The organism is Ramlibacter sp. P4_H7, from assembly GCF_056400765.1.
Genome location: NZ_JBFUKP010000001.1, coordinates 474,076 through 498,101, shown reverse-complemented (window position 1 = coordinate 498,101; position 24,026 = coordinate 474,076). Strand labels below are relative to the sequence as shown.

General features: G+C 68.2%; 20 protein-coding genes. 8 read left to right on the top strand and 12 right to left on the bottom strand.

The genetic code is table 11. The features are described from left to right. Positions 1-86 precede the first annotated feature (86 nt). Positions 87-950, top strand: a complete 864-nt coding sequence (asd, locus tag AC1DSA_RS02500; protein ID WP_477885701.1) for an archaetidylserine decarboxylase — start codon at positions 87-89, stop codon at positions 948-950. A gap of 7 nt (positions 951-957) precedes the next feature. Here asd and AC1DSA_RS02495 read toward each other — a convergent pair whose 3' ends face one another. Beyond that, positions 958-2,451, bottom strand: a complete 1,494-nt coding sequence (locus AC1DSA_RS02495) for an AMP nucleosidase (RefSeq protein WP_477885699.1) — start codon at positions 2,449-2,451, stop codon at positions 958-960. 172 nt (positions 2,452-2,623) lie between these two features. On the opposite strand from AC1DSA_RS02495, the gene AC1DSA_RS02490 reads away from it, so the two are divergent. Beyond that, positions 2,624-2,881, top strand: coding sequence for a hypothetical protein (locus tag AC1DSA_RS02490; protein WP_477885697.1), 258 nt, complete (start codon positions 2,624-2,626; stop codon positions 2,879-2,881). Here the strand turns inward: AC1DSA_RS02490 and AC1DSA_RS02485 are convergent. Further along, entirely contained in the window at positions 2,874-5,441 is a 2,568-nt protein-coding gene (locus tag AC1DSA_RS02485) for a FecR family protein (RefSeq protein WP_477885695.1), read from the bottom strand. The two genes, AC1DSA_RS02490 and AC1DSA_RS02485, sit on opposite strands and share 8 nt — an antisense overlap. Positions 5,442-5,558: 117 nt before the next feature. Further along, entirely contained in the window at positions 5,559-6,935 is a 1,377-nt protein-coding gene (gorA, locus tag AC1DSA_RS02480) for a glutathione-disulfide reductase (protein WP_477885693.1), read from the bottom strand. 97 nt (positions 6,936-7,032) lie between these two features. Between gorA and AC1DSA_RS02475 the strand changes: the two genes are divergently transcribed. The 3 genes from AC1DSA_RS02475 to AC1DSA_RS02465 are packed head-to-tail and all read left to right on the top strand — an operon-like array spanning position 7,033 to position 9,511. After that, positions 7,033-7,836, top strand: coding sequence for an MlaE family ABC transporter permease (locus AC1DSA_RS02475; RefSeq protein ID WP_477885691.1), 804 nt, complete (start codon positions 7,033-7,035; stop codon positions 7,834-7,836). A 2-nt stretch (positions 7,837-7,838) separates the two neighbouring features. Beyond that, positions 7,839-8,867: an MlaD family protein gene (locus tag AC1DSA_RS02470; RefSeq protein ID WP_477885689.1), complete on the top strand. Its 1,029-nt coding sequence runs from the start codon at positions 7,839-7,841 to the stop codon at positions 8,865-8,867. After that, complete coding sequence (locus AC1DSA_RS02465) at positions 8,864-9,511, top strand: hypothetical protein (RefSeq protein WP_477885688.1); 648 nt, start codon at positions 8,864-8,866, stop codon at positions 9,509-9,511. The genes AC1DSA_RS02470 and AC1DSA_RS02465 overlap by 4 nt, the downstream gene beginning before the upstream one ends. Here AC1DSA_RS02465 and AC1DSA_RS02460 read toward each other — a convergent pair. The 9 genes from AC1DSA_RS02460 to AC1DSA_RS02420 form a co-directional block, all read right to left on the bottom strand. Continuing rightward, positions 9,508-10,095 (bottom strand): alpha-ketoglutarate-dependent dioxygenase AlkB, encoded by a 588-nt coding sequence (locus tag AC1DSA_RS02460; RefSeq protein WP_477885686.1) that lies wholly within the window; start codon positions 10,093-10,095, stop codon positions 9,508-9,510. The genes AC1DSA_RS02465 and AC1DSA_RS02460 overlap by 4 nt on opposite strands. A gap of 158 nt (positions 10,096-10,253) precedes the next feature. Beyond that, the gene (locus AC1DSA_RS02455) at positions 10,254-10,751 is read right to left on the bottom strand and encodes a histone H1-like DNA-binding protein (RefSeq protein WP_477885684.1); all 498 of its coding nucleotides are present in this window, start codon (positions 10,749-10,751) and stop codon (positions 10,254-10,256) included. Between the two features lie 187 nt (positions 10,752-10,938). Continuing rightward, positions 10,939-12,165, bottom strand: coding sequence for a ribonucleotide-diphosphate reductase subunit beta (locus tag AC1DSA_RS02450; protein ID WP_477885682.1), 1,227 nt, complete (start codon positions 12,163-12,165; stop codon positions 10,939-10,941). Positions 12,166-12,321: 156 nt separating this feature from the next. Further along, positions 12,322-15,249, bottom strand: coding sequence for a ribonucleoside-diphosphate reductase subunit alpha (locus AC1DSA_RS02445; RefSeq protein ID WP_477885680.1), 2,928 nt, complete (start codon positions 15,247-15,249; stop codon positions 12,322-12,324). Between the two features lie 233 nt (positions 15,250-15,482). Further along, positions 15,483-16,079 carry a 1,6-anhydro-N-acetylmuramyl-L-alanine amidase AmpD gene (ampD, locus tag AC1DSA_RS02440; RefSeq protein ID WP_477885678.1) on the bottom strand — a complete coding sequence of 199 codons (597 nt, stop codon included), beginning with the start codon at positions 16,077-16,079 and terminating at the stop codon, positions 15,483-15,485. After that, positions 16,060-17,529 carry a sigma-54-dependent transcriptional regulator gene (locus AC1DSA_RS02435; protein WP_477885676.1) on the bottom strand — a complete coding sequence of 490 codons (1,470 nt, stop codon included), beginning with the start codon at positions 17,527-17,529 and terminating at the stop codon, positions 16,060-16,062. The genes ampD and AC1DSA_RS02435 overlap by 20 nt, the downstream gene beginning before the upstream one ends. Then, the gene (locus tag AC1DSA_RS02430) at positions 17,529-19,250 is read right to left on the bottom strand and encodes a sensor histidine kinase (protein ID WP_477885674.1); all 1,722 of its coding nucleotides are present in this window, start codon (positions 19,248-19,250) and stop codon (positions 17,529-17,531) included. Before AC1DSA_RS02430 ends, AC1DSA_RS02435 begins: the two co-directional genes overlap by 1 nt. An 8-nt stretch (positions 19,251-19,258) precedes the next feature. Then, positions 19,259-19,489 carry a PP0621 family protein gene (locus tag AC1DSA_RS02425; RefSeq protein WP_477885672.1) on the bottom strand — a complete coding sequence of 77 codons (231 nt, stop codon included), beginning with the start codon at positions 19,487-19,489 and terminating at the stop codon, positions 19,259-19,261. Continuing rightward, positions 19,486-20,283 carry a cytochrome C assembly family protein gene (locus AC1DSA_RS02420; RefSeq protein ID WP_477885670.1) on the bottom strand — a complete coding sequence of 266 codons (798 nt, stop codon included), beginning with the start codon at positions 20,281-20,283 and terminating at the stop codon, positions 19,486-19,488. The genes AC1DSA_RS02425 and AC1DSA_RS02420 overlap by 4 nt, the downstream gene beginning before the upstream one ends. Before the next feature lie 72 nt (positions 20,284-20,355). On the opposite strand from AC1DSA_RS02420, the gene ffh reads away from it, so the two are divergent. From ffh to AC1DSA_RS02405, 3 genes are all read left to right on the top strand, one after another. Beyond that, positions 20,356-21,720 carry a signal recognition particle protein gene (gene ffh / locus AC1DSA_RS02415; protein WP_477885668.1) on the top strand — a complete coding sequence of 455 codons (1,365 nt, stop codon included), beginning with the start codon at positions 20,356-20,358 and terminating at the stop codon, positions 21,718-21,720. A gap of 99 nt (positions 21,721-21,819) precedes the next feature. After that, a complete protein-coding gene (locus AC1DSA_RS02410) occupies positions 21,820-23,010 on the top strand; it encodes a M20 aminoacylase family protein (protein ID WP_477885666.1) in 1,191 nt (396 codons plus the stop codon). Positions 23,011-23,024: 14 nt separating this feature from the next. Then, positions 23,025-23,987: a tripartite tricarboxylate transporter substrate-binding protein gene (locus tag AC1DSA_RS02405; RefSeq protein WP_477885664.1), complete on the top strand. Its 963-nt coding sequence runs from the start codon at positions 23,025-23,027 to the stop codon at positions 23,985-23,987. Positions 23,988-24,026: the final 39 nt, after the last annotated feature.

Here is a 24,026-nt window from a genome sequence, read left to right as displayed (position 1 = left end):
AGCCGGCTATTGTGTCGCAGCCGGCGCTTTGGCGCTGTCGCGCGGCCGGCGGCCGTAGAATTTTCGTTTTGCCACCAGGACGGCCCTTGCCCCCACCCCTTCCCATCACGCAGCAGTACCTCCTGCCCAAGAAACTGCTGACCGTGCTGGCAGGCCGGCTCGCCGGCGCGCGCATGGGCGGCTTCACGCACTGGGTGATCCGCAAGTTCGTCGCCCACTACAAGGTGGACATGCAGGAGGCGGCGGATCCGCGCATCGAGAGCTACGCGAGCTTCAACGACTTCTTCACGCGGCCGCTGCGCGAGGGCGCGCGGACCCTCGCCGCCGCCCCCTTCGTCTGCCCGGTGGACGCCGCCATCAGCCAGTTCGGCCCGATCGAGCACGACCAGCTGTTCCAGGCCAAGGGCCACAGCTATTCGACGCGCGCCCTCGTGGGCGGCGACCAGGCGCTCGCGCACCGCTTCGACCACGGTCACTTCGCGACCCTGTACCTCGCTCCCAAGGACTACCACCGCATCCACATGCCCTGCGAAGGACGTCTCACCCGGATGATCTACATCCCGGGCGACCTGTTCTCGGTGAACCCGCTCACCGCCCGCCACGTGCCCAGCCTGTTCGCACGCAACGAGCGCGTGGTCTGCGTATTCGACTGCGCGCACGGCCCGATGGTGCTGGTGCTGGTGGGCGCCACCATCGTCGGCAGCATGGCGACGGTGTGGCACGGGGTGGTGAATCCGCCGCGCACGCGCGAGCCGAGGGAATGGCGCTACGACGACCAGCAGGTCGTGCTGCGCAAGGGCGAGGAAATGGGGCGCTTCCTGCTCGGCTCCACCGTGGTCATGCTGTTCCCGCAGAACGTGCTGACCTTCACCCCCGACTGGGCGCCGACGCGGCCGGTGCGCCTGGGCGAGGCGATGGGCACGCTGATCGAGAGCGAAGCGGCGCTGTGACGCGCGGCTACTGGAAAGCCACCTCGTCGAACGCGCGCAGCTTGCGGCTGTGCAGCCGCTGCGGCCCCTCCGAGCGCAGGATCTCGATCGCGCGCATGCCGATTCGCAGGTGCTGGTCGACGCGTTCCCGGTAGAACTGGTTGGCCATCCCGGGCAGCTTGATCTCGCCGTGCAGCGGCTTGTCGCTGACGCACAGCAGCGTGCCGTAGGGAACGCGGAAGCGGAAGCCGTTGGCCGCGATGGTGGCGCTTTCCATGTCGAGCGCGACGGCACGGCTTTGCGAGAAGCGCCGCTGCGGCTCGTTGCCCGGAAGGAGTTCCCAGTTGCGGTTGTCGGTGCTCGCCACCGTGCCGGTCCGCATGATGCGCTTGAGGTCGGGGCCCTGGCACTGGGTGACATCGGCGACGGCCTGCTCGAGGGCGACCTGGATCTCCGCCAGCGCCGGGATGGGGATCCAAAGCGGCAGTTCCTCGTCCAGCACGTGGTCCTCGCGCACGTAGCCGTGCGCCAGCACGTAGTCCCCGAGCTGCTGGCTGTTGCGCAGCCCCGCGCAGTGACCGAGCATCATCCACGCATGCGGCCGCAGCACCGCCACGTGGTCGGTGATGTTCTTCGCATTGGCCGGCCCGACGCCGATGTTCACCATGGTGATGCCGTCGTGCCCCGGGCGGATCAGGTGGTAGCCCGGCATCTGCGGCAGGCGGGGCGGCGGCGCGCCCAGGCTGTCGTGGGGCTCGCCCGGTAGGCCCAAGCGGCGGGTCACCACGTTGCCCGGCTCGACGAAGGCGACGTACTCGCTGTCGGGGCGGTTCATTTCCTCGTGGCCGAGCTTGATGAATTCGTCGATGTAGAACTGGTAGTTCGTGAACAGCACGAAATTCTGGAACCAGTCCGGCGTGCTGCCCGTGTAGTGGCGCAGCCGGTGCAGCGAGTAGTCGACCCGTGAGGCCGTGAACAGCGACAGCGGGTGCGGATGCGCGTGGTCGAAGCGCATCGAGCCGTTGGCGATGCCGTCGTCCATGTTGGCCAGGTCCGGCAGGTCGAACAGGTCGCGCATCATCATGCGCCGCGCGGGCGGAAGGTTGCCTTCGATGTGGTCGTGCTCCGCGAAGGAAAAGTGGATCGGCATCGGCTCGTTGCTGGTGCCCACTTCCAGCGGCACGGCGTGGTTCTGCAGCAGCAGGCGGAACTGCTGCAGGTAGTACGGGCCGTACAGGTCCGGGCGCGTCAATGTCGTCTCGTAGCGGCCGGCACTGGCGACGAAGCCATAGGACACGCCGGAATTTTCCAGGGCCGCCTGCGGCACCACGCTGCTGGTGTGGATCCGCACGTAGGGGTAGCACGCCCGCACGCGGGACGGCATGCTTTCCCCGGCGACGAACCGCTGCATCGCCTCGCGCAGGTGGTTGATCTGCTGCCCGTAGATCGCACGCACCTGGTCCAGGGCGCTTTCGGCATCGTTGTGGAGGGTGGGGGCGATGAAGGGCGGCATGAATGGCATGCGCCTATTGTGCAACTCCCCTTGCAATGGCTTCCAACCCGACCGGCGGTGCGCCACCGTCCTACATGGTCAAACGCACTCCGCTGACCGCGCCTCTTGCGTGCAGGACCGACAGTTTGCGTCATCCAGAACGACGTCGCCAAGAGCGAACGAAAGCAAGGAGCCCAAGAAAATGACGACAGCGTTGGCCGCCAATCCCTTTGCCCTGATGGTCGATCCGGCCCAAGTCCGCGCCCACGTGGAACGGTCGGAGGAACTGACCAAACTGAGCCAGCGCCAGTGCCACCCGCTCGATCGCCCGGTGATCCGTTGCGCGACCGCCGAGATCGCCGCCTTCGACGCCAAGATCGACCGCACCACGATCTACCTGCCGCCCGAAGAAGACAAGCCGGCGGCCGTGACCCGCACCTACACCCGCCGCGTCAACTGACGCGCCGCGCCGGCACGCCCATCGGCGCCGGGCGCGCCGGCTGCTGCGACTGGTACTGCTGCTGCCGCAGCCACACTTCCTGCTCGCGCCGCTCATGCTCCCGGCGCGCCTGTTCCTCACGCCGGACCTGTTCTTCACGGCGGGCCAGTTCCTCGCGCCGCGCCTGGTCGTCCCGGCGGGTCGCGTCCTCCCGGCGCGCCGCTTCCTCGCGTCGATCTTCCTCCGCCCGGCGCGCCTGCTGTTCGCGGCGTGACTGGACGGACACCTCCTCGCGCTGCGCCTGTTCCTGCAGGCGCACCAGCTGGAGTCGGCGGCCTTCGGCGATCTTCTGGGCATCGGCCTTGGCGGCGGCCAGCCGCTTTTCCTCGGCGGCCCGCTTCGCCTGCAGGCGGCGCTCGTCTTCGGCGGCCCGCTTGGCCTCTTGCGCCTGGCGACGTTCGTCCTGGGCGCGCTTTGCGGCGGCCACCCGTTTCTGTTCCTGTTCGCGCTTGCCCACCTGGGCGTGTTTGCGATCGTCCTCGGCACGCCTGGCGGCGACGCGCTTCTGTTCCTGATCCCGCCTGGCCTGGGCGTGCCGTCGTTCTTCTTCGTTGCGCCGCGCTTCGGCCGCGGCGACGCGGCGTTCGCTTTCCGCCCGCGCGGCGGCCGCGCGGCGTTCCTCTTCGGCGCGGTGCTGGGCGACGCGCTGGCGTTCCTGCTGCTCGCGTGCCGCCTGGGCCCTGGCGGCATCCGCCTTGGCGCGGGCTTCCACGTCGGCCTTCGCGCGTGCCTTGGCCAGGGCTTCCGCTTCCGCCGCCCTGGCTCGGGCTTCGGCCTGTGCCTGGACCTTGGCGCGGGCTTCGGCGTCGGCCTTGGCGCGGGCATCGGCCTGCGCCTGCGCCCTCGAACGGGCCTGCGCTTCGGCCTTCACCTGTGCCTTGAGCCGGGCTTCCGCTTCCATCCTGGCGCGGGCGTCGGCCGACTCCTGCGCTTTCGCACGGACATCGGCCTCGGTCTTCGCACGCGCATCGGCTTCGGCCCTGGCGCGTGCGTCGGCCTGCGCCTGGACCTTGGCGCGCGCGTCGGCGTCGGCCTTCGCCTGCGTCTTCAGACGTGCGTCCGCGTCCGCCTTGGCGCGGTTGTCGGCTTCCGCCTTGACACGCGCGTCGGCCTGCGCCTGCGCCATCGCACGGGCGTCGGCGTCGGCTTTCGCTTGCGCCTTGAGGCGTGTCTCCGCCTCTGCCTTCGCGCGGGCGTCGGCTTCCGCTTTTGCGCGTGCATCGGCCTGCGCCTGGACTTTGGCCCGGGCGTCGGCGTCGGCTTTTGCTTGCGCCTTGAGCCATGCATCGGCCTCCGCCTTCGCCCGGGCGTCGGCTTCCGCCTTGGAGCGTGCGTCAGCCTGCGCCTGGGCTATTGCACGGGCATCCGCATCGGCTTTCGCCTGCGCCTGCGCCTTGAGCCGTGCGTCCGCCTCCGCCTTTGCCCGGGCATCGGCTTGCGCCTGCGCCTTGATACGTGCCTCGGTCTCGGCATCGGCTCTCGCGCGAGCGTCGGCATCGGCCCTGGTTCGTGCGTCCGCCGGCGCCTGCGGCTGCACTTGCGCCGTCGTGGTCGCGCCCGGCACCGCGACCCGCAGGGGAACGGCGGGAGGCGCGGCCGGCGTCATGGTGACATTGGGAATCGCCTGGGCCTTGCCCAAGGGGGGCAGGGCTGCGGGAGCGACTGCGCTGGCTGGCGGAATCGGCTGCGCCTTCGGCGCGGCGGCTTGCTGCGTGGACGCGGTCGCCGACTTGGACCCGGGGAGGGAGGACGCCGGGCCGGAAATGACGATGTCGCGTCCCTTGTTGACCAGGCCCGTGGTCGCGGGCGCCGGCACGGCGGCAGGACCTGCAGCCGCGACGGCGGGCATGGTCACGGTGGGTTCGCCCCGCCGGCGCGCGCCCACCCACTTGTCGAAATCATCGGTGGCGGCGAAGGCGGCGGATTGCACCCGGGCGAGACGGCGCTCCCGGAAGGTGATGCGCTGGCCATTGCGCACCTCGACGGCCTCGCCTTTTTCGCCGTAGACCACGCCGGAGCCGGAGAGCACCACCACGCGGGTCACGCCCTGCTTGCTGTCGACATCGATCCGGTAATCGCCGACCTGGCGCGCGCGGAAAGCCAGGTTGGGGGTGCCGACCTCGAAGCTGTCACCGGGGTTCATGCCGGTGACGGTGGCGGCGATGCTGCCTTGGGTCAGGCTCAGCTGGGTGGCGGTTTCGGAGACGTTTTCCAGGACCAGCTGCGTTTCGCCGTTGAGGCGGACGGCGTGGCCCCCTGCCTGCACTTCGGCACGCGAGCCTCGGTCGGTCCAGAGGCGGTCGCCGCGCTTGAGCAGGCGGCGCGGCTGCACGTCGTGCCATTCCTTGTCCCCGGGAGGCGCATAGGCGACGGAGCCTTCCGCATGGTGCAGGTGGGCCGTGGGAACCACGACGACCTCCTGCGCGAACGCGCTCCCACCCCAGACGAATGCCAGGGCCGCCAGACGATGCGTCCACCGACGGGAGCCCCGGCCGCCGGCATCGCTGAGGAGTGCGTTCATGCGGTATTGAACGCCTGAGACAGCTGAAAGGGATGCAAAGGCGATGTAAAGCCTGTAGGTCAATTCCGACTTTCCTTCACCTGCGTGAAGTTCTCACGCCGGCCGTGTCGAGGGAAATCAGGCCTGCTTCGAGGCCGGTTCGCGCATCGTCACCAGCTCTTCCGCGGCCGTCGGATGGATGCCGATGGTGGAGTCGAACTCGGCCTTGGTCGCTCCCGCTTTCATGGCGACGGCAAAGCCCTGCACGATTTCGCCGGCATCCGGCCCGACCACGTGCAGGCCCACCACGCGGTCGCTGGCGGCATCGACCAACAGCTTCATCAGCACGCGCCCGCTGGCGCCGCCCAGGGTGTTCCTGAGCGGAAGGAAGTCGGTGCGGAACACGCGCACGGCGCCATGCCGCTCGCGCGCCTGTTGTTCCGTCAGGCCCACCGTTGCCACGTTGGGATGCGTGAAGACGGCCGTCGGGATGCAGCCGTAGTCCATGCGGCGGGCGCCGTCGCCGAACAACTGGTCCACCACCACCATGGCTTCGGCCAGGGCCACCGGCGTCAGCTGGATGCGCGCGGTGACGTCGCCGACCGCCAGCACCGAGGGCGCGGAAGTTCGGTACTGGTCGTCGACGACGATGCCGCCGTGGGGCGAGCGCGCCACGCCGGCCGCTTCCAGCCCCAGTCCCGCGACATTGGGAACCCGGCCCGTGGCGTACAGCACGGTGTCGGCCGCCAATGTCTCGCCGTTCGTGAGCGCCACGGCGAGGCGGCCGTCCGCGTCGCGGCGGACCTGCGCCACGTCGGCGCGAAGCCGGAGGTCGACACCGTGCTTGCGCATTTCCCCGGCGAGGAAGCCGCGCACTTCCTCGTCGAAGCCGCGCAGGATCTGCTCGCCGCGGTAGAGCTGGACCACCTGTGCGCCCAGGCCTTGAAAGATGGAGGCGAACTCGCAGGCGATGTAGCCGCCGCCCACCACGACCAGGCGGCGGGGGAAGGGTTCGAGGTCGAACATGCTGTCCGAGGTGAGTACATGCTCTCGGCCGGGGAAATGCGGCACCGAAGGGGTTCCGCCCGTGGCCAGCAGGATGTGGCGGGCGCGCCAGCGCCGCGCGCCGTCCGCGCTCGCGACCTGCACGGTGTGCGCATCGCACAGGGTCGCCCAGCCACGCAGCAGTTCCACGCCCGCCGTGCGCAGCAGGTGCTCGTAGACGCCATTGAGGCGCCGGATCTCCTGGGCCCGGTTCTGCTTCAGGCGCTGCCAGTCGAAGCGGGGCGGCGACACGTCCCATCCGAACCCCGCCGCATCGGCGAAGTCCTGGGCAAAGTGGGCCGCCTGGCTGTAAAGCTTTTTCGGGATGCAGCCGACATTGACGCAGGTGCCGCCGAGGGCGGCCGCCTCGGCCAGCACCACCCGGGCGCCGCGCTGCGCGGCCATGCGGGCAGCCCGCACGCCGCCGCTACCCCCGCCGACGACGAAGAAGTCGCAATCGAACCCGCTCATGGCCTGCATCCTTTCCATTGCGCGCCGCAACACTGGCAGGCTCAACTGTAGGCGCTCCCTTACGGCCGTGCCCCAGCCACACCATTACCATCGCCCCATGACGCACCTGTCGACGTGGTACCGCCGGGTCAGCCACACCAGCATGGCGCCGGTGCGCTGGGCGGCCGCCTGGGCGCGAATCACCTTCTTCGGGTCGGTGATGGTGGTGCGTGCCTTTTCACCGGGCAGCTACGGGCCCGAGACGCGCCACAACCTGGCGCGCCACGTCTACATCGACACCGCGCCGATCCTGGGCTGGTTCACGGTGCTGATCGCGCTGTTCACGATGATCATCACCCGCATCGTGATCGTCACGTCGTCCAGCTACGGCCTTTCGCAATACGCGCTGGAGATGGTGATCCGCGTGCTGGTGGTGGAGCTCATCCCGCTCACCGCCGCGCTGTTCGTCGCCTTGCGCTGCACCATCCCGAGCGGCGCCGCGCTGGTGGAGATGCGGCGCATCGGCCACTTCCGGACGCTGCGCCGCCGCCGGCTGGACCCGATTGCCGTGGAGGTGCTGCCGCGGCTGATCGCCGGCATCTTCTCCTGCATCACGCTCGCGGCGCTGAGCTGCGTGGTCGCCGGCGTGCTGGCCTACCTCGCGGTGTACGGCTTCACCAGCGCCGGCATGGAGGCCTATACGCACATGACGGGACGCGTGTTCGACCCGCTGTTCACCGTGATCTTCGCGCTCAAGACCCTGTTCTTCGCGATCGCCGTGTCGGTGATCCCCATGGCCTCGGGCCTGAACAACATCGAGGACGACGGTTCACGCGAGAGTGCCGCGCTGCAGGGCCTGGTCCGCATGTTCGGCGTGCTGCTGATCCTGGAAGCGCTTTCCCTGGTGGGGAACTACATCTGACCATGGCCGACCAACCGAAGAACACACCCCCGCCCCACCCCACGGCGCCTCCGCAGCCGGAGACGCCGGTCCAGAAATCCGAGCCGACCGCCAAGCACGTGCCGGTGCGCAACCTCGAGCTCAAGGCGGTCCTGCTGCTGGCGTTCACCGTGGCCCTGGTCGTCGCCTCGGGGCTGTTCGTGATGCGGGCGCGCGGCTACTTCGATCCCAAGCAGCACCTGGTGCTGCTCGCGGACAACGCCGAGGGCGTCGTTGCCGGGATGGACCTCACCTTTTCCGGCTTCCCCATCGGCACCGTCAAGAAGGTGTCGCTGGGGGAGAAAGGCAACGTGCGCATCGACATCGACGTGATCGAAAAGGATGCCAAGTGGCTGCGCACCTCCAGCGTCTTCACGCTGATCAAGCCGATCTTCGGCCCTGCGCAGCTGCGCGCGTACACCGGCGTGCTGACCGATCCGGCGCTGGAGGACGGCGCGGAACGACCGGTGCTGCGGGGCGACTTCAACGAAGAAGTCGGCCGCGTGATCGGGGCCACCAAGGACGTGCTGGACAACCTGAACCAGTTCACGGCGCAGAACTCGGAGCTGAACCGCTCGATGGCCAACCTGCAGGTCTTTACCGAGAAGCTGCAAAGCCGGCAGGGCGCGCTGCGCGCGATCTTCGGCAATGAGCAGGATGCGCGCAAGTTGCTGCAGGCGGTGGAGCGCGCCGACGCGGCGATGGCGAGGGTGGACACCTTCGTCGCGCACGCGGACAGCCGCGTGTTCGGCCGCAACGGTCTCGCCGACGACGCCCAGGGGACCATCCGCCAGCTGAACACGCTGCTGACCGACGCGCGTGGCAGCCTGCAACGCCTCGACGCGGTGCTCAAGGATGCGCAGGGCATTGCCGGCAACGTCAACAAGGCGACCCAGGACCTCGGCAGCCTGCGCGGCGACGTCGAGGCCAACCTGCGCAAGATCGAGGACCTGATCAACGACCTCAACCGCAAGTGGCCGTTTGCAAAAGACCGGAAGATCGAGTTGCCGTGAAGACCTTGCTGCCCATCGTCATCGCCGTGCTGCTGGCCGCCTGCGGCAGCAAGCCGCGGCAACCCGACTGGCTGGTGAACGCCGACGGCGCGCAGGATCGCTTCGAGCGCGCTTACCTGTCCGGCAACGACCGCGTGGCGGCCTCGGAGTTCACCCGCTTCCGCAGCGAAGTGGCGAGCACAGCGCAGCCTGGCCTCGTGGCGCGCGCGGAACTCACGCGCTGTGCGGTGCAGGTCGCCAGCCTCGACCTCTCCCCCTGCACCGGCTTCGAAGTCCTGCGCCGCGATGCGCCGGATGCGGAGCGTGCCTACGCCGATTTCCTGGAAGGCAAGGCGACCGCGGAACAGGCGAAGCTGCTGCCCGAGGACTACCGCGGGATCGCGGGAGGCGAGGGCGGCGCCGCGGCGCTGAAGAAGATCAAGGACCCGGTGCCACGGCTGATCGCGTCGGGGGTCCTGTTGCGCATGGAGAAGGCCGACCCCGAAGTGCTGCAACTCGCCACCGACACCGCATCCGAGCAGGGCTGGCGGCGTGCCGTGCTGGCCTGGTTGGGCGCACAAGCGATGCGCGCCGAGAAGGCCGGGGCGACCGAAGAGGCTGCGCGGCTGCGCCGGCGCATCGAACTCGCGGCCGAGCAGCGTTAGCGCTCACGGGGCGTACGCAGTGTGACGGAGTAGCGCAGTTGCCTGGTCGGCGCGACACTGTGCTGCCAGCCCCAGCGCGCGGCGCCGCGCAGCAGATAGATGGAGCGGGGCGGCAGGCGCACGCGAAAAACGTCGGATTTCCTGGGCGCATCCGGCGGATAGGTGCGAAAGCGCATCACGGCGTCGCCCAACAGCGAGATCCCGACGATGTCTTCGAAGTCGGGCACGTCGCGGTGCCATCCCAGCGGGGTGCCCGGCTGGTACTCGGCCACCAGGGCCTGCGAGAACCGCTCGGGCGCGATGCCGGCCCAGGCGCCTGCGCGTTGCCGCACCGGATCCAGCCACGCCGGCAGCGGCGCGGCCGCCTTCAGCCGCTGGGCGCTGAAGTCGTACTGGCCGCCGTAACTCACCACCCGCCGCAGCGCGGTGAACTGCTGGTACTTCATGTTCGCCAGCGGCAGGCGTTCGATGATGGCGATCAGCCGTGCCTCCTCTTCGGGAGAAAGGAAGGCCTCGTCGAACCGCATGCCATCGGGCAGTGCCATGGCCGCGCTGGCCTCCCCGCCGAACAGATCACCTTGCATGGCATGAGCTTAGCCGCGCGATGCGCAACCGGATGCCGGCGGTCCTCCCGGCAAGAGGTCAGTGGCGCGCCCAAGAAAAAACCCGCGGCGGGTGCCGCGGGTCGGATCGTGCCAGGAACCCACGGGAACAACGCGGAGCGTTGTTCCCGTGAACTGCCTCAGGGCTTGGCAGCAGTCGGAAAAGGCCAGGCGGCCTGCGGGTTCAGAGTGGTCTGAGCCGCGGGTGCCGGGGCAGCAGACGCTGCTGCAGCCGGTTTGGCAGCAGGCGCCTTCGCAGCCTTTTTCGCAGCAGGCGCTTTCGCAGCCTTTTTCGCGCCGCCGGAGGACTTCTTCGCCGCCTTCTTGGCCGTGCTCTTCTTCGCAGTCGCCTTGCGCGCGGTGCTCTTCTTCGCGGCCGACTTCTTGGCCGTGGTCTTCTTCGCCGCGCTCTTCTTGGCAGCCGGACGCTTCGCAGCGGCCTTCTTCGCCGCCGGACGCTTCGCGGCAGCCTTCTTGGCAGCCGGACGCTTCGCAGCGGCCTTCTTGGCCGCCGGACGCTTCGCAGCGGCCTTCTTGGCTGCCGGACGCTTCGCAGCGGCCTTCTTCGCCGGCGCCTTCTTCGCAGTCGACTTACGGGCCGTGGCCTTCTTCGCGGCCGATTTCTTCGCAGTTGCCATTTCTATCTCCTGTTCAAGTTGATTCAAACATCAACCAAAGAGCACTCCACGCGTTGTTGGTGGCGCGAAGCGATCCGTGCGGTTGGGCCTGACGCCCAGCCTCACGAACACCTGCGCCCGCCACGCCCCGGCCTCTTCGTGCCGTGGTGCGTGCGGGCGACAAACCCAAACTACCTTGCAGTTGCCGTCAATCCCAGGAAAGAGCTCCACCCGTCTGGTATTCGATCACGCGGGTCTCGAAGAAATTGCGCTCTTTCTTCAGGTCAATCATTTCGCTCATCCACGGGAAGGGGTTTTCCTCGTTCGGGAAAAGCGCTTCCAGGCCGATCTGCGTGGCGCGCCGGTTGGCGATGTAGCGCAGGTAGCCCTTGAACATGGACGCATTGAGGCCCAGCACGCCGCGCGGCATGGTGTCCTCGGCGTAGCGGTACTCGAGTTCGACAGCTTTGTGGAACAGGCCCTTGATCTCCGCCTTGAAGTCGGCGGTCCAGAGGTGCGGGTTCTCCAGCTTGATGGTGTTGATGAGGTCGATGCCGAAGTTGCAATGCATCGACTCGTCGCGCAGGATGTACTGGTACTGCTCGGCGGCGCCGGTCATCTTGTTCTGCCGGCCCATTGCCAGGATCTGGGTAAAACCGACATAGAAGAACATGCCTTCCATCAGGCAGGCGAAAACGATCAGGCTCTTCAGCAGCGTCTGGTCGGATTCCGGCGTGCCGGTATGGAAGTTGGGATCCATGATCGCGTCGATGAACGGGATCAGGAACTCGTCCTTGTCGCGGATCGACTGCACCTCGTGGTACGCGTTGAAGATCTCGGACTCGTCCAGGCCGAGGGACTCCACGATGTACTGGTAGGCGTGGGTGTGGATCGCTTCCTCGAAGGCCTGGCGCAGCAGGAACTGGCGGGCTTCGGGTGCCGTGACGTGACGGTAGGTGCCTAGCACGATGTTGTTGGCCGCCAGCGAGTCGGCAGTGACGAAGAAACCGAGGTTCCGCTTGATGATGCGGCGCTCGTCCTCGGTCAGGCCGTTCGGGTCCTTCCACAGGGCGATGTCGCGGTTCATGTTGATTTCCTGCGGCATCCAGTGGTTGGCGCAGGTCGCCAGATACTTCTCCCAAGCCCACTTGTATTTGAAGGGGACGAGCTGGTTGACGTCGGTCTGGCCGTTGATGATGCGCTTGTCGGCGGCGCTCACGCGGCGCGTGCTGGCGGGCATCGCGGAGGTCGTGGCGGTGCGCGACGGCTGCGTGGCGATCGGAGCGATCGCTCCATCGTCCAGGGTGCGCAGCGCGGGTTGGGAAATGGAAGCGGGCTGCGTGAGCGGTGAATGCATCGCCTCGCGGTTGGTGGGTAAACCGCTGCTCACGGACTTTGACGGTGTGGGCGTGACTTCGTCGTCCCAGGTCAACATAGGTGTTCCAGTGCTCGGATTATGTGAGCCCCGATGTGGAATTCAAAGTGTCCATTCACATCCGGGTCGCATTTTGTTGCTTGATTGCATCGGCGTTCTGTCGGAGAACGCCGACACCTCTTTCATTTCGTTCGTGCTTCGCGTGATCGACGCGAGTTATTGGCACGCTTCGCACGTCGGATCGTCGACGCCGCAGAACTTGATGTCGGTCGCGGGCGTCGCACCGGGCGCCGTCGCCGCCTCGATCTGCGCGCGCGCAGCGGCGGCCGCCGCGTCCATCGCGCTCATGCCGCCCGCGCCGTTGCCGTTGGTCACCGCATTCAGCCGGCCCGACTGCACCGTCGACTTCTCGGCCTGCGTCGCGCTGGTGGTGCGCAGGTAGTAGGTCGTCTTCAGGCCACGCAGCCAGGCGAGCTTGTAGGTCTCGTCCAGTTTCTTGCCGGAGGCGCCCGCCATGTAGATGTTGAGCGACTGGGCCTGGTCGATCCACTTCTGGCGGCGCGCCGCGGCCTCCACCAGCCACACCGGTTCCACCTCGAATGCGGTCGCGTAGAGCGCCTTCACTTCCTGCGGCACGCGGTCGATGGGCCGCAGCGATCCGTCGAAGTGCTTCAGGTCCATGACCATGACGTCGTCCCACAGGCCCAGGCGTTTCAGGTCGCGCACCAGGTAGTGGTTGATGACGGTGAACTCGCCGGACAGGTTGGACTTGACCGACAGGTTGCCGAAGCAGGGCTCGATGGAGGCGTCCACGCCGATGATGTTCGAGATCGTCGCGGTCGGAGCGATCGCGACGCAGTTGCTGTTGCGCATGCCGTCGGCGGCGATCTTCTTGCGCAGGGCGTCCCAGTCCAGGGTCGCGGACCGGTCGACGTCCACGTACTGCTCGCCGCGCTGCTCGGCCAGGAGCTTCAGCGTGTCCAGGGGCAGCACGCCCTTTTCCCACAGCGAGCCCTTGTAGCTGGAGTACTTGCCGCGCTCGCGGGCGAGTTCCGTCGAAGCCCAGTAGGCGTGGTAGCAAACCGCTTCCATCGATTCGTCGGCGAACTGGACCGCTTCCTTGGACGCGTAGGGGATGCGCAGTTCGTACAGCGCATCCTGGAAGCCCATCACGCCCAGGCCGACCGGCCGATGCCGCATGTTGGAATCACGGGCCTTCTTGACGGCGTAGTAGTTGATGTCGATCACGTTGTCGAGCATGCGCATCGCCGTCGTGATGGTGCGCTTGAGCTTGTCCTGGTCGACCTTGCCGTCCTTCAGGTGCTGCAGCAGGTTCACGGAACCCAGGTTGCAGACGGCGGTCTCGGTGTCGCTGGTGTTCAGCGTGATTTCCGTGCACAGGTTGGACGAGTGCACCACGCCGGCGTGCTGCTGCGGCGAGCGCACGTTGCAGGCGTCCTTGAAGGTGATCCAGGGGTGGCCGGTCTCGAACAGCATCGAGAGCATCTTGCGCCACAGGTCGGTCGCCTGGACCGTCTTGGTCGGCTTGATCTCGCCGCGCCTGGCCTTCTCTTCATAGGCCAGGTAGGCCTTCTCGAACTCGGTGCCGAACTTGTCGTGCAGGTCGGGGACATTGGACGGGGAGAACAGCGTCCACTCGGCCTTTTCCATCACCCGGCGCATGAACAGGTCCGGGATCCAGTTGGCCGTGTTCATGTCGTGGGTGCGGCGGCGGTCGTCGCCGGTGTTCTTGCGCAGCTCGAAGAACTCCTCGACGTCCAGGTGCCAGGTTTCCAGGTAGGCACAGACCGCGCCCTTGCGCTTGCCGCCCTGGTTGACCGCCACGGCGGTGTCGTTCACCACCTTCAGGAACGGCACGACGCCCTGCGATTCGCCGTTGGTGCCCTTGATGTGGGAGCCCAGTGCCCGAACGCGGGTCCAGTCGTTGCCCAGGCCGCCGGCGAACTTGGACAGCAGCGCGTTTTCCTTGATCGACTCGTAGATGCCATCCAGGTCGTCCGGCACCGTGGTCAGGTAGCACGAGGACAGCTGCGAGCGCAGGCTGCCGGCGTTGAACAGGGTCGGCGTGGACGACATGAAGTCGAAGCTGGACAGGACTTCGTAGAACTCGATGGCGCGGGCTTCGCGATCGATTTCGTTGAGCGCCAGGCCCATCGCCACGCGCATGAAGAAGGCCTGCGGCAGTTCGATGCGCGTCTTGCGCACATGCAGGAAATAGCGGTCGTAGAGCGTCTGCAGGCCGAGGTAATCGAACTTCAGGTCACGGTCGGCCTGCAGCGCGGCGCCCAGGCGCTTCAGGTCGTACTGCAGCAGCTTCTCGTCGAGCAGCTCGTTGTCGACGCCCTTCTTGATGAACAGGGGAAAGTTGTCGGTATAGGCGGCGGCCCGCTCGGCCGGAGCGATTTCCTGGCCGACGACTTCCTTGAAGATCGTGTGCAGCAGCAGGCGGGCCGTGACGAAGGTGTAGTCTGGCTCCTTCTCGATCAGGGTGCGGGCGGCCAGGATGGAGGCCTTGTAGACCTCGTCCAGCGGCACACCGTCATACAGGTTGCGCTGCGTCTCGGCGTAGATCGGGTCGGGCTGGACGTCGGCGCCGAGGCCGGCGCAGGAGGAGAGGATCAGCGAGCGCAGGCCCTCGGTGTCCAGCGGAACGCGCTGGCCGCGGTCGAGCACGTGGAACTTCGGCGCGACCGGCGCTTCCGGCTGCGCCTGCTTGGCGCGTTCCTGCGCGCGTCGGTCGCGGTACAGAACGTAGGCGCGGGCGATGTCGTGGTGGCCCCCGCGCATCAGGCCCAGTTCCACCTGGTCCTGCACGTCCTCGATGTGGAATGTGCCGCCGCCCGGGCGGGAACGCACCAGCGCCCGCACGACCGCCTTCGTCAGCACGTCCACGGTCTCGCGCACGCTGGCCGATGCGGCGCCCTGCGTGCCGTGCACGGCGAGGAAGGCCTTCATCATGGCGACCGCGATCTTGTCCGGCTCGAACGGAACGACGGCGCCGTTGCGGCGAATGATCTGGTAGTGGGCGAGCGCGTTGGCGGCGGGCTGGACGGAGGCGGCCAGCGGGGTGGCGCCGACGGCGCCGGCAAGGGGAGCGGAAGGGGAGCCCAAGGCAGCTTGCATGTGTATTTCCTCGTCTGCAGTTGTTCTTTGACCGTGGGCAAGGATTTCCGAGCCAGGTCGTGCGGGGCACTATATCTAGTGTGCAAAGCCCGATCAAGCACTACATGTAGTGGTTGACCCCGACGAAGCAGTGCACCACCTGTGGACAACCGTGTGGAGCGCCTGTGACTCGCGCCGCATCTCGCGGCCGGCAGGTCAGGACATGAACAGCTTCGGGATGGATGCGTTGGGGATCAGCAACGCGCGGTGGGAAACCACTCGCCGGGCCACCCGAGTTCGCGCTGAAGCAACGCCCATTCGAAGCCCGCTCCGGGGTCCTTCTTGCGCGCCGGAGCGATGTCCTCGTGGCCGGCGATGTGCCGGATCGGGTAGTGCTGCGCGATGGCGGCGCACACCGCCGCCAGTGCCTCGTACTGGGCGAGCTCGAAAGACTCGCCTTCGAGTCCTTCGAGCTCGATGCCGATCGAGTCGTCGTTGCAGTTGTCCCGGCCCCGGTAGCTGGACGCGCCGGCGTGCCAGGCGCGGTCGTCGCAGCTCACGAACTGCAGCAGCGCGCCGTCGCGGCGGATGAAGAAATGCGCCGACACCTGCATGCCGCGAATCTGCTGGAAGTACGGGTGCGCGTCCCAGTCCAGCGTGTTGGTGAACAGGCGCGGCACTTCGTCGCCGCCGTACGCGCCCGGCGGCAGGCTGATGGAATGCACGACGATGAGGTCGGTGCTGGCGCTTTGCGGGCGAGGGCCGAAGTTGGGCGAAGCGATGCGGTGCGCGAAGCGGTACCAGCCCTGCTGCCAGAGCGGGTCGGGCGGGTCAGCCCGGCGCCGGGTCATCGACTTCCTCGCTGCCCGGGGTGGCGATCGCCAGGCGCGCGATGCGGTACCGGATCTGGCGCAGGCTCAGGCCAAGCCGCTGCGCCGCCGCGGTGCGGTTGAAGTTCGTGTCGCGCAGCGTCCGCACCAGGATCTCGCGTTCCTGCTGGTCCAGGTAGGCCTGGAGGTCGCTGGGCGTGCCGACCGGCGCGGAGGCAGCCGCCGCCGCGGCGACGGGTTCCGGTGCGGAGGGGGCGCTTGGAGGAATGGGGGCCAGGTCCACCTGCAGCTGGGCGCCGTCGAACAGGGCGAGCGCGCGGTGCAGCAGGTTCTCCAGTTCGCGCACGTTGCCCGGGAGCGGATGCAATTGCAGCTGTGCCAGCAATTCGGCGGTCAGCTTGGGCGGCGTCATGCCCGAGTCCTGGGCGATGCGCGCGAGCAGAGCTTCGCACAGCGCGGGCAGGTCTTCGCGGCGCTCGCGCAGCGGCGGCACCACGATCTCGATCACGTTCAGCCGGTAGAACAGGTCCTGGCGGAAACGGCCGCCCTGAACGTCGGTGGCGAGGTCGCGGTGGGTGGCGCTCACGATCCGCACGTCCACGGTGTCCTCCTGCGTCGACCCGAGCGCACGCACCTGGCGTTCCTGGATCGCGCGCAGCAACTTGGATTGCATGGCCAGTGGCAGGTCGCCGATTTCGTCCAGGAACAGCGTGCCGCCGCGCGCCGCCTGGAAATAGCCTTCGCGGTCCGCGCTCGCGCCGGTGTAGGAGCCCTTCTTGGCGCCGAAGAACTCCGCCTCCAACAGCGTCTCGGGAATCGCGCTGCAGTTCACGGCGATGAAGGGGCCGTTGCTGCGATGGCTGCAGGCGTGGATGGCGCGGGCCACCAGTTCCTTGCCGGTTCCCGATTCGCCGCGCACCAGCACCGGCGCCATGCTGCGCGCGACCTTCCCGATCCGCTCCTTGACGGCGCGCATGGCGGCGGAATCGCCCACCAGGCGCTGCAGTGCTGCGGGGCCGCCGGTGCCGGCACGCTCGCCGTTGCCCCCGCCGGGGCGGCCCGCGGGGCCGGCGCGCGCGCGATCGGCCGGGACGGTTTCGAGGATGGCGGACGCGACGACGTTGCGGAACTGCTTCAGGTCCACCGGTTTCGTCAGGTAGTCGAAGGCCCCGGCCTTGAGCGCGTCCACGGCGTTTTCGGTGGACCCATAGGCGGTCATCACGATGCAACGCTCCGGGCGTTGCTCGGCCACCATCCTCTGCAGCAGTTCGAGGCCCATGCCGTCCGGCAGGCGCATGTCGGTGATCACCGCGTCGAAGCGTTGCCGCTCCAGCATCTGGACCGCCTCGGCCAGCGTGGCCGCTGCGTCGACCCGGTAGCCCTCGCGCAGCAAGGTCAGCTCGTAGAGCGTGCGGAGGTCGGGTTCGTCGTCGACGACGAGGATGTGGGCAGGGGACGCGGCTTGCGGCATCAGGCGCGTATTGTGGCAAAGGGAGCGCCATCCGGCGCAACTGTCGTGCGCGTGCGGAATGTCACGCTGAAGCTGTTTCCCTCTCGGGAACTGCCATCCGGCGCCTGTTCGCGCGCGTAGGCAATGCGCGCACCGTGGCGGTCGCACAACTCGCGGCAGATGTACAAGCCCAGGCCGCTGGAGCGGCTCTCCGACGAAAAGAAGGGTTCGAACAGGTGGCGCTGCACGCCGGGATCGAGCGGGCCGCCATTGCTCCACACGTGCAGGCGCGCTTCGGCGGCATGCAGGTCGGTGGCCACGAGGATGGCGCCCGGTGCGGGAGACGCATAGCGCAGCGCGTTGTCCAGCAGGTTGACCAGAATGCGGCGCAGGTGCTCGCCGTCGAACGCCGCCCAGGCAGGACTGGAGGCCAGATGCATCCGCACGCGGTCGCCGCCCGCGGCATGCCGCTGCCATTCGCCGACCTGCGCCTGCACGACCTGGTCCAGTTCCAGCCAGTCCGTGCTGGGGGCCTGCACGCGCACCAGGTTCAGGATCTCATCGACGATCTGCGTCAGCCGCTGCGTGTTCTTGCCCACCAGCGTGGCGAGCTGCTGCTGCCCGGGATCCGACAGCTCTTCGGCGAGCAGGCCATTGGCCTGGGCGATGGCGGCCAGCGGATTGCGGATCTCGTGCGCCACCGCGGCGGACATGCGCCCCATGGCGGCGAGTTTCTCGGTGCGCAGGCGCGCCTCCGCCTCGCGCAGGTCCTGCAGGAAGATCACGCACAGCGTCTCGCTGTAGGGATCCTGCGGCGGTGTGAGCTGGGTTCGCACGCGCAGGTGCAGCCGCTCGCCGGCCGCAAGGTCCAGGGCCAGCTCCGCGCTTTGCGCACTCCCGGTATCGAAGGTGCGCTGCGCAAGCGCGGCCAGGGGTTTCCATCCGGGGCGGGAGACGAGCGCCAGCGACGCCGGCGCTTCGCGTGCCTCCCAGCCCAGCAAGTCGCGCGCGGAGGGGTTCGCGGCGTGGATGCGCCAGTCCTCTCCGACCACCAGCAGGCCGTCGCTGAGCGATTCGATCACCACCTGGTTCACGTGCGTCTGCGTTCGCGCGGCGGACAGGCTGCGGCGAGCCGCGTTCTCCTCGCGCTCGAGCCGCATGGCCAGCTGGTTGGCGAGCAGGGCGATGAGGAAGTAGCCGCCGCCCGCAAGCCCGGCCTGCGCCAGGCGCGGTGCGAACTCGGCCAGGTGCAGTGCCTGCAACCAGGCATCCACGAGCAGCAGCAAGGCGACGCTGGCAGCGGTGCCCAAAGCCAGCAGCGTCGAACCCAGCACGGAGGCCGTGAGCACCGGCAGCGCGAACAGCGGGGTGAAGTTGAGGCCGGCGGTCTGCAGGAAGTGCAGGGTGGAGAACGTCAGCAGGTCCACGCCGATCGTGGAGACCCACTGCGGATCGAAGCTGCGGCCGCGCGGCGCCGGGCGCGTCAGCACGCGGACGGCGAGGACCCCGCCCAGGTAGACCGCGCACAGGCTCAGTTGCCAGTAGTCCAGCGGCACCAGTCCCAGGACCATCATGCCGCCGAGCAAGGCGAGCAGCGCCACGGCGATCCCCAGGCGCGCCAGCATGAAGGTCCGCCACACGCGCTGGAAGGCCGTCACCCCGGGCGGCGCCGGCAACTCCGGCGGCTCCCAGGTCCACGTCGAATGGTTCCAGCTGGAAGGTGGCGTCGATGGGCTGGCCATGCGAGCCCTCAGCCGCCGCCGCGCAGCCGGTGCTCCTGGCTGCAATAGAGGCGGCCGTCGGCTCCCGCGATCGCCTCCGGCTTGGGCAGGTGCACGCCACACTGGGCGCAGCTCACCATTTCCATGGGGCCGGCAGGCGGCGCCGCGCCGCGGTTCCTGCCAGGACCACGGTCGATCCGCGCGTTGCGCCACAGGAAGTAGGCGATCAGCAGCACCGCGAACAGCACCAGGTACTTCATGCTGCGCGCCTCAACACCACTTCCATCACGAAGCGCGAGCCCACGTAGGCGAGCAGCAGCAGCAGCGAGCCGACGTAGATGAAATTCACGGCGCGCCGCCCACGCAGGCCGAAGCGCAAGCGTCCCAGCAGCAGCGCCGCGAAGGCGATCCAGGAGAGCACCGAGAACACGGTCTTGTGGTCCCAGCGCCAGGCGCGCCCATACAGGATCTCGGAAAAGAAGATGCCGGCCACCAGCGTCGCCGACAGCAGCACGAAGCCCGCGGAGGCAAAGCGGAATGTCAGCCGCTCGAGCGTGAGCAGCGGCAGGCCGGCTTGGGGTTCCGAGGCGTTGCGGATGCTGTGTTCCACCCGCTGCAGCAGCCAGGCATGGACCGCCGCTGCGGCGAACAGGCCGTAGGCGGCGACCCCCAGCGCCCAATGCAGCGAGAGCCAGGGCGAGGCGGCGACGTGCAGGGGCGTGCCCGGAAACACCAGCGCCAGCACCACCGCCGCGGCACCCAGGGCGGCCAGCGCCCAGCGTGCGCGCAGTTGCGGAAACATCTGGCGCTCCACCGCGTAGACGGTAAGCACGAGCCACGCCGTCACGGACAGCGCGGGCGCGAAGCCGAAGCGCGGGGAGTCGCCCAGCAGGGCCCACACCAGGGTGGCCGCGTGCAGCAGCCAGGCGGCCAGCAGCGCGCGCCGCGCGCCCTTCTCGCTCAACCGCGCGGCGCCGGCGGCAGGCACCGCGTAGGCCGCGGTGGTCGCCAGGGCCAGGACCACGCTGGCCGGGGACGCACTGGATAGAATCATGGGACGAGTTTAGCCCGGGCCCATCCTGGCCCATCCGCCCGCACGGCCCGTGTGGCGCAACCCCCACTTCCCATGGCCTCCGCACTCTCCGACAAACTTTCCCGGCTGGTCAAGCAGATGCGCGGCCAGGCCCGCATCACCGAAGAGAACGTGCAGGAAATGCTGCGCGAGGTGCGCATGGCGCTGCTGGAGGCCGACGTGGCGCTCCCGGTGGTGCGCGACTTCATCGCCAGGGTGAAGGACAAGGCGCTCGGCCAGGAGGTGGCGGGCTCGTTGAACCCCGGCCAGGCCCTGGTGGGCATCGTCCACCGGGAACTCGTGGCCACCATCGGCGAGGGCGTCAGCGACATCAACCTGGCGGCCCAGCCGCCGGCGGTGATCCTGATGGCGGGCCTGCAGGGCGCGGGCAAGACGACCACGACCGCCAAGCTGGCCAAGCACCTGATCGAAAAACGCAAGAAGAAGGTGCTGACGGTGTCCGGGGACGTCTACCGGCCGGCCGCCATCGAACAGCTGAAGACCGTGACGCAGCAGGCCGGAGCGGAGTGGTTCCCGAGCTCTCCCGACCAGCAGCCGGTGGACATCGCGCGGGCGGCGCTCGACTACGCCCGCAAGCAGTATTTCGACGTGCTGCTGGTCGACACCGCAGGCCGTCTCGCGATCGACGAAGCCATGATGCGGGAGATCAAGGAGCTGCACGCGGCCCTCAAGCCGGTGGAGACCCTGTTCGTGGTCGACGCGATGCAGGGCCAGGACGCGGTGAATACCGCCAAGGCCTTCAAGGAAGCGCTGCCGCTGACCGGCATCATCCTCACCAAGCTCGACGGCGACTCGCGCGGCGGCGCCGCCCTGTCGGTGCGGCAGATCACGGGTGCCCCCATCAAGTTCGCCGGTGTCAGCGAGAAGATCGACGGCCTGGAGGTGTTCGACGCCGATCGCCACGCCGGGCGCATCCTCGGCATGGGCGACATCGTCGCGCTGGTCGAGCAGGTGCAGGCCGGCGTCGACATGGAAGCCGCGCAGAAGCTGGCCGCCAAGGTCAAGAGCGGCGTGGGCTTCGACCTCAACGACTTCCTGGCGCAGATCCAGCAGATGAAGCAGATGGGCGGCCTGTCCACGCTGATGGACAAGATGCCCGCGCAGGTGCAGGCCAAGGCGGGCCAGGTCGACATGGCGAAGGCCGAGCGCGACATCCGCCGCAAGGAGGGCATCATCTGCTCGATGACGTCGGCCGAGCGGCGCAAGCCCGAGATCATCAAGGCCACCCGCAAGCGCCGCATCGCGGCCGGCGCCGGCGTGCAGGTGCAGGAGGTCAACCGCCTGCTCAACGAATTCGAGCAGATGCAGACCATGATGAAGAAGATGAAGGGCGGCGGCCTGATGAAGATGATGCGCCGCATGGGCGGCGGCAAGGGTGCGCCGAAGATGCCTTTCTAGGCCTGCGGCCTAGCGCGGCATGGCCGTTATCAGGAACCCCCTCTCCCCATCCCTCTCCCCCGGGGGGAGAGGGGGCAAAACTTTGGATACTGAGTCACCATGAAACTCGTTGACAGCTTCGCCGACATTTCCCGCTTCGTGGAGCTGCGCCGCGACATCCACGCGCACCCCGAACTCGGCTTCGAGGAGCACCGCACCTCCCAGATGGTGGCCGAGCGGCTGCGCGAATGGGGCATCGAGGTGCACACCGGCATTGCCGGAACCGGCGTGGTCGGCGTGCTGCGCAACGGCAACGGCAAGCGAACCATCGGCCTGCGCGCCGACCTCGATGCGCTGCCGCTGCAGGAGGAGAACCATTTCCCGCACCGTTCCCGGCACGACGGGCGCATGCATGCCTGCGGCCACGACGGCCACACGACCATGCTGCTGGCGGCGGCGTGGCACCTGGCCCAGTCGCGCGACCTGGACGGGACCGTGAACTTCATCTTCCAGCCCGCCGAGGAGATGGGCAAGGCCGGCGCGCTGAAGATGATCCAGGACGGGCTGTTCGAGCGCTTCCCCTGCGAGGCCGTGTTCGCGCTGCACAACTTCGCCGTCACGACCGGCACCTTCGCGCTGAACCAGGCCGCGCTGATGGCGTCCAGCAACACCTGGAAGGTGACCCTCCACGGCCGCGGCACGCACGCATCGATGCCGCACACCGGCATCGATCCGGTCGCCGCGGTGATCGACCTCGGCCAGCAGCTGCAGACGCTGGTACCCAAGGTGATCGACTCGACCGAACGGGCCTTGCTCGCGGTGACGCAGATCCAGGGCTCGGGTGCGCCCAACGTCATCCCCGACGAAGCCTGGGTGGGCGGGACGGTCCGCACGTTTTCCGAAGACGCGACGGACAAGATCGAAGCCGGCCTGCGGCGCCTGGCCGAAGGCATTGCCGCGGCCCACGGCTGCCGGGCGGACGTCTGGTTCCGCCGCGCCTCGCCGCCGGTGGTGAACCATGCGCGCGAAGCGCGGTTCGCCGCCGAAGTGATGCGCGAAGTGGTCGGCGCCGAGCGCGTCGACGAGGACTACCCCGCCGTGATGGGCGCCGAGGACTTCGCGCACATGCTGCGGGTCAAGCCAGGCTGCTATGCCTTCATCGGCAATGGCGACGGCGGCCACCGCATGCCGGACCATGGGCCTGGTCCTTGCATCATCCACAACACCTCGTTCGACTTCAACGACGAGATCATTCCCATCGGCGCCAGCTACTTCGTCCGGCTGGCGCAGAAGTGGCTGGCCCAACCCTGAACAGAGGAGTGTCCATGCAGTTCCGCCGTTACCGCAGCGCCGCCGTCGCGCTGGTCCTCGCCGCCGCCGCGGCTGCCCCCGCCTATGCGCAGCGCGTGATCAGGATCGTGGTGCCGTTCGGCCCCGGCGCGGTGCAGGACACCGTTGCCCGCACCTTCAATGCCGAACTGGGCCAGATCCTCGGCGCCAGCGTGATTGTCGAAAACCGGCCCGGCGCCGGCGGCACGGTAGGCACCGGCGCCGTCGCGAAGGCCACGGACAACAACACGCTGGTACTTGCCGCCGCCAGCCACACGCTGGCCGGTCACCTCTACAGCAAGCTGGGCTACGACCCGATCAAGGACTTCGTCGGCATCGCCCACATCGGCAATTCCGGCTACGTGATCGCGGCACCGGGCAACCTCGGCGTCAACAATCTCGCCGATTACGTCAAGCTGCTCAAGGGCAAGCCCGGACAGCTCAATTACGCCTCTGCCGGCAACGGTAGCGCGACGCACCTGGGCATGGCTTATTTCCTGGCGAAGGCCGGCGTGGACATGCAGCACGTGCCGATGAAGTCCACCGGCGACGCCGTCAACGAAGTGCTGGCGGGCCGCGTGCAGGGCGTGACCTCCGCGCTCATCGGCATCACCGCCTTCAAGCAGGACCCGCGCATCAAGCTGCTGGCCTACACCGGCACCCAGCGTTCCAAGTTCCTGCCCGAACTGCCCACAGTCGCCGAGGCCGGCGTGCCGGGCTACAAGTTCGATTCCTGGATCGGCGTGCTCGCTCCGTCCACCATGCCCAAGGCCGAAGTGGACAAGCTCAATGCGGCGATCAACAAGGCCCTCGCCGACCCGGCGGTGCAGGAGCGCCTGACGCGTCTCGGCGTGGAGACCGGCCCCCTGATGTCCTCGGACGACTTCCAGAAGCTGCTGCGCGCCGATTACGAGGCGGCGGGCGTCCTGGTGAAGGCGTCGGGAGCGCGGATCGAATAGCGCCCGTTGGACCCACTGCGGCCGTCCGGTGCGGGTCGG

Bases quoted from the DNA above. Each gene is read 5' to 3' on its own strand.
- AC1DSA_RS02485 (WP_477885695.1), bottom strand. From the start codon at position 5,441: ATGAACGCACTCCTCAGCGATGCCGGCGGCCGGGGCTCCCGTCGGTGG.
- AC1DSA_RS02435 (WP_477885676.1), bottom strand. From the start codon at position 17,529: ATGCCGCAAGCCGCGTCCCCTGCCCACATCCTCGTCGTCGACGACGAA.
- gorA (WP_477885693.1), bottom strand. From the start codon at position 6,935: ATGAGCGGGTTCGATTGCGACTTCTTCGTCGTCGGCGGGGGTAGCGGC.
- AC1DSA_RS02425 (WP_477885672.1), bottom strand. From the start codon at position 19,489: ATGAAGTACCTGGTGCTGTTCGCGGTGCTGCTGATCGCCTACTTCCTG.
- AC1DSA_RS02490 (WP_477885697.1), top strand. From the start codon at position 2,624: ATGACGACAGCGTTGGCCGCCAATCCCTTTGCCCTGATGGTCGATCCG.
- ampD (WP_477885678.1), bottom strand. From the start codon at position 16,079: ATGACCCGGCGCCGGGCTGACCCGCCCGACCCGCTCTGGCAGCAGGGC.
- AC1DSA_RS02455 (WP_477885684.1), bottom strand. From the start codon at position 10,751: ATGGCAACTGCGAAGAAATCGGCCGCGAAGAAGGCCACGGCCCGTAAG.
- AC1DSA_RS02450 (WP_477885682.1), bottom strand. From the start codon at position 12,165: ATGTTGACCTGGGACGACGAAGTCACGCCCACACCGTCAAAGTCCGTG.
- AC1DSA_RS02410 (WP_477885666.1), top strand. From the start codon at position 21,820: ATGAAACTCGTTGACAGCTTCGCCGACATTTCCCGCTTCGTGGAGCTG.
- AC1DSA_RS02430 (WP_477885674.1), bottom strand. From the start codon at position 19,250: ATGGCCAGCCCATCGACGCCACCTTCCAGCTGGAACCATTCGACGTGG.
- AC1DSA_RS02460 (WP_477885686.1), bottom strand. From the start codon at position 10,095: ATGCAAGGTGATCTGTTCGGCGGGGAGGCCAGCGCGGCCATGGCACTG.
- AC1DSA_RS02445 (WP_477885680.1), bottom strand. From the start codon at position 15,249: ATGCAAGCTGCCTTGGGCTCCCCTTCCGCTCCCCTTGCCGGCGCCGTC.
- AC1DSA_RS02405 (WP_477885664.1), top strand. From the start codon at position 23,025: ATGCAGTTCCGCCGTTACCGCAGCGCCGCCGTCGCGCTGGTCCTCGCC.
- AC1DSA_RS02420 (WP_477885670.1), bottom strand. From the start codon at position 20,283: ATGATTCTATCCAGTGCGTCCCCGGCCAGCGTGGTCCTGGCCCTGGCG.
- AC1DSA_RS02470 (WP_477885689.1), top strand. From the start codon at position 7,839: ATGGCCGACCAACCGAAGAACACACCCCCGCCCCACCCCACGGCGCCT.
- ffh (WP_477885668.1), top strand. From the start codon at position 20,356: ATGGCCTCCGCACTCTCCGACAAACTTTCCCGGCTGGTCAAGCAGATG.
- AC1DSA_RS02475 (WP_477885691.1), top strand. From the start codon at position 7,033: ATGACGCACCTGTCGACGTGGTACCGCCGGGTCAGCCACACCAGCATG.
- AC1DSA_RS02495 (WP_477885699.1), bottom strand. From the start codon at position 2,451: ATGCCATTCATGCCGCCCTTCATCGCCCCCACCCTCCACAACGATGCC.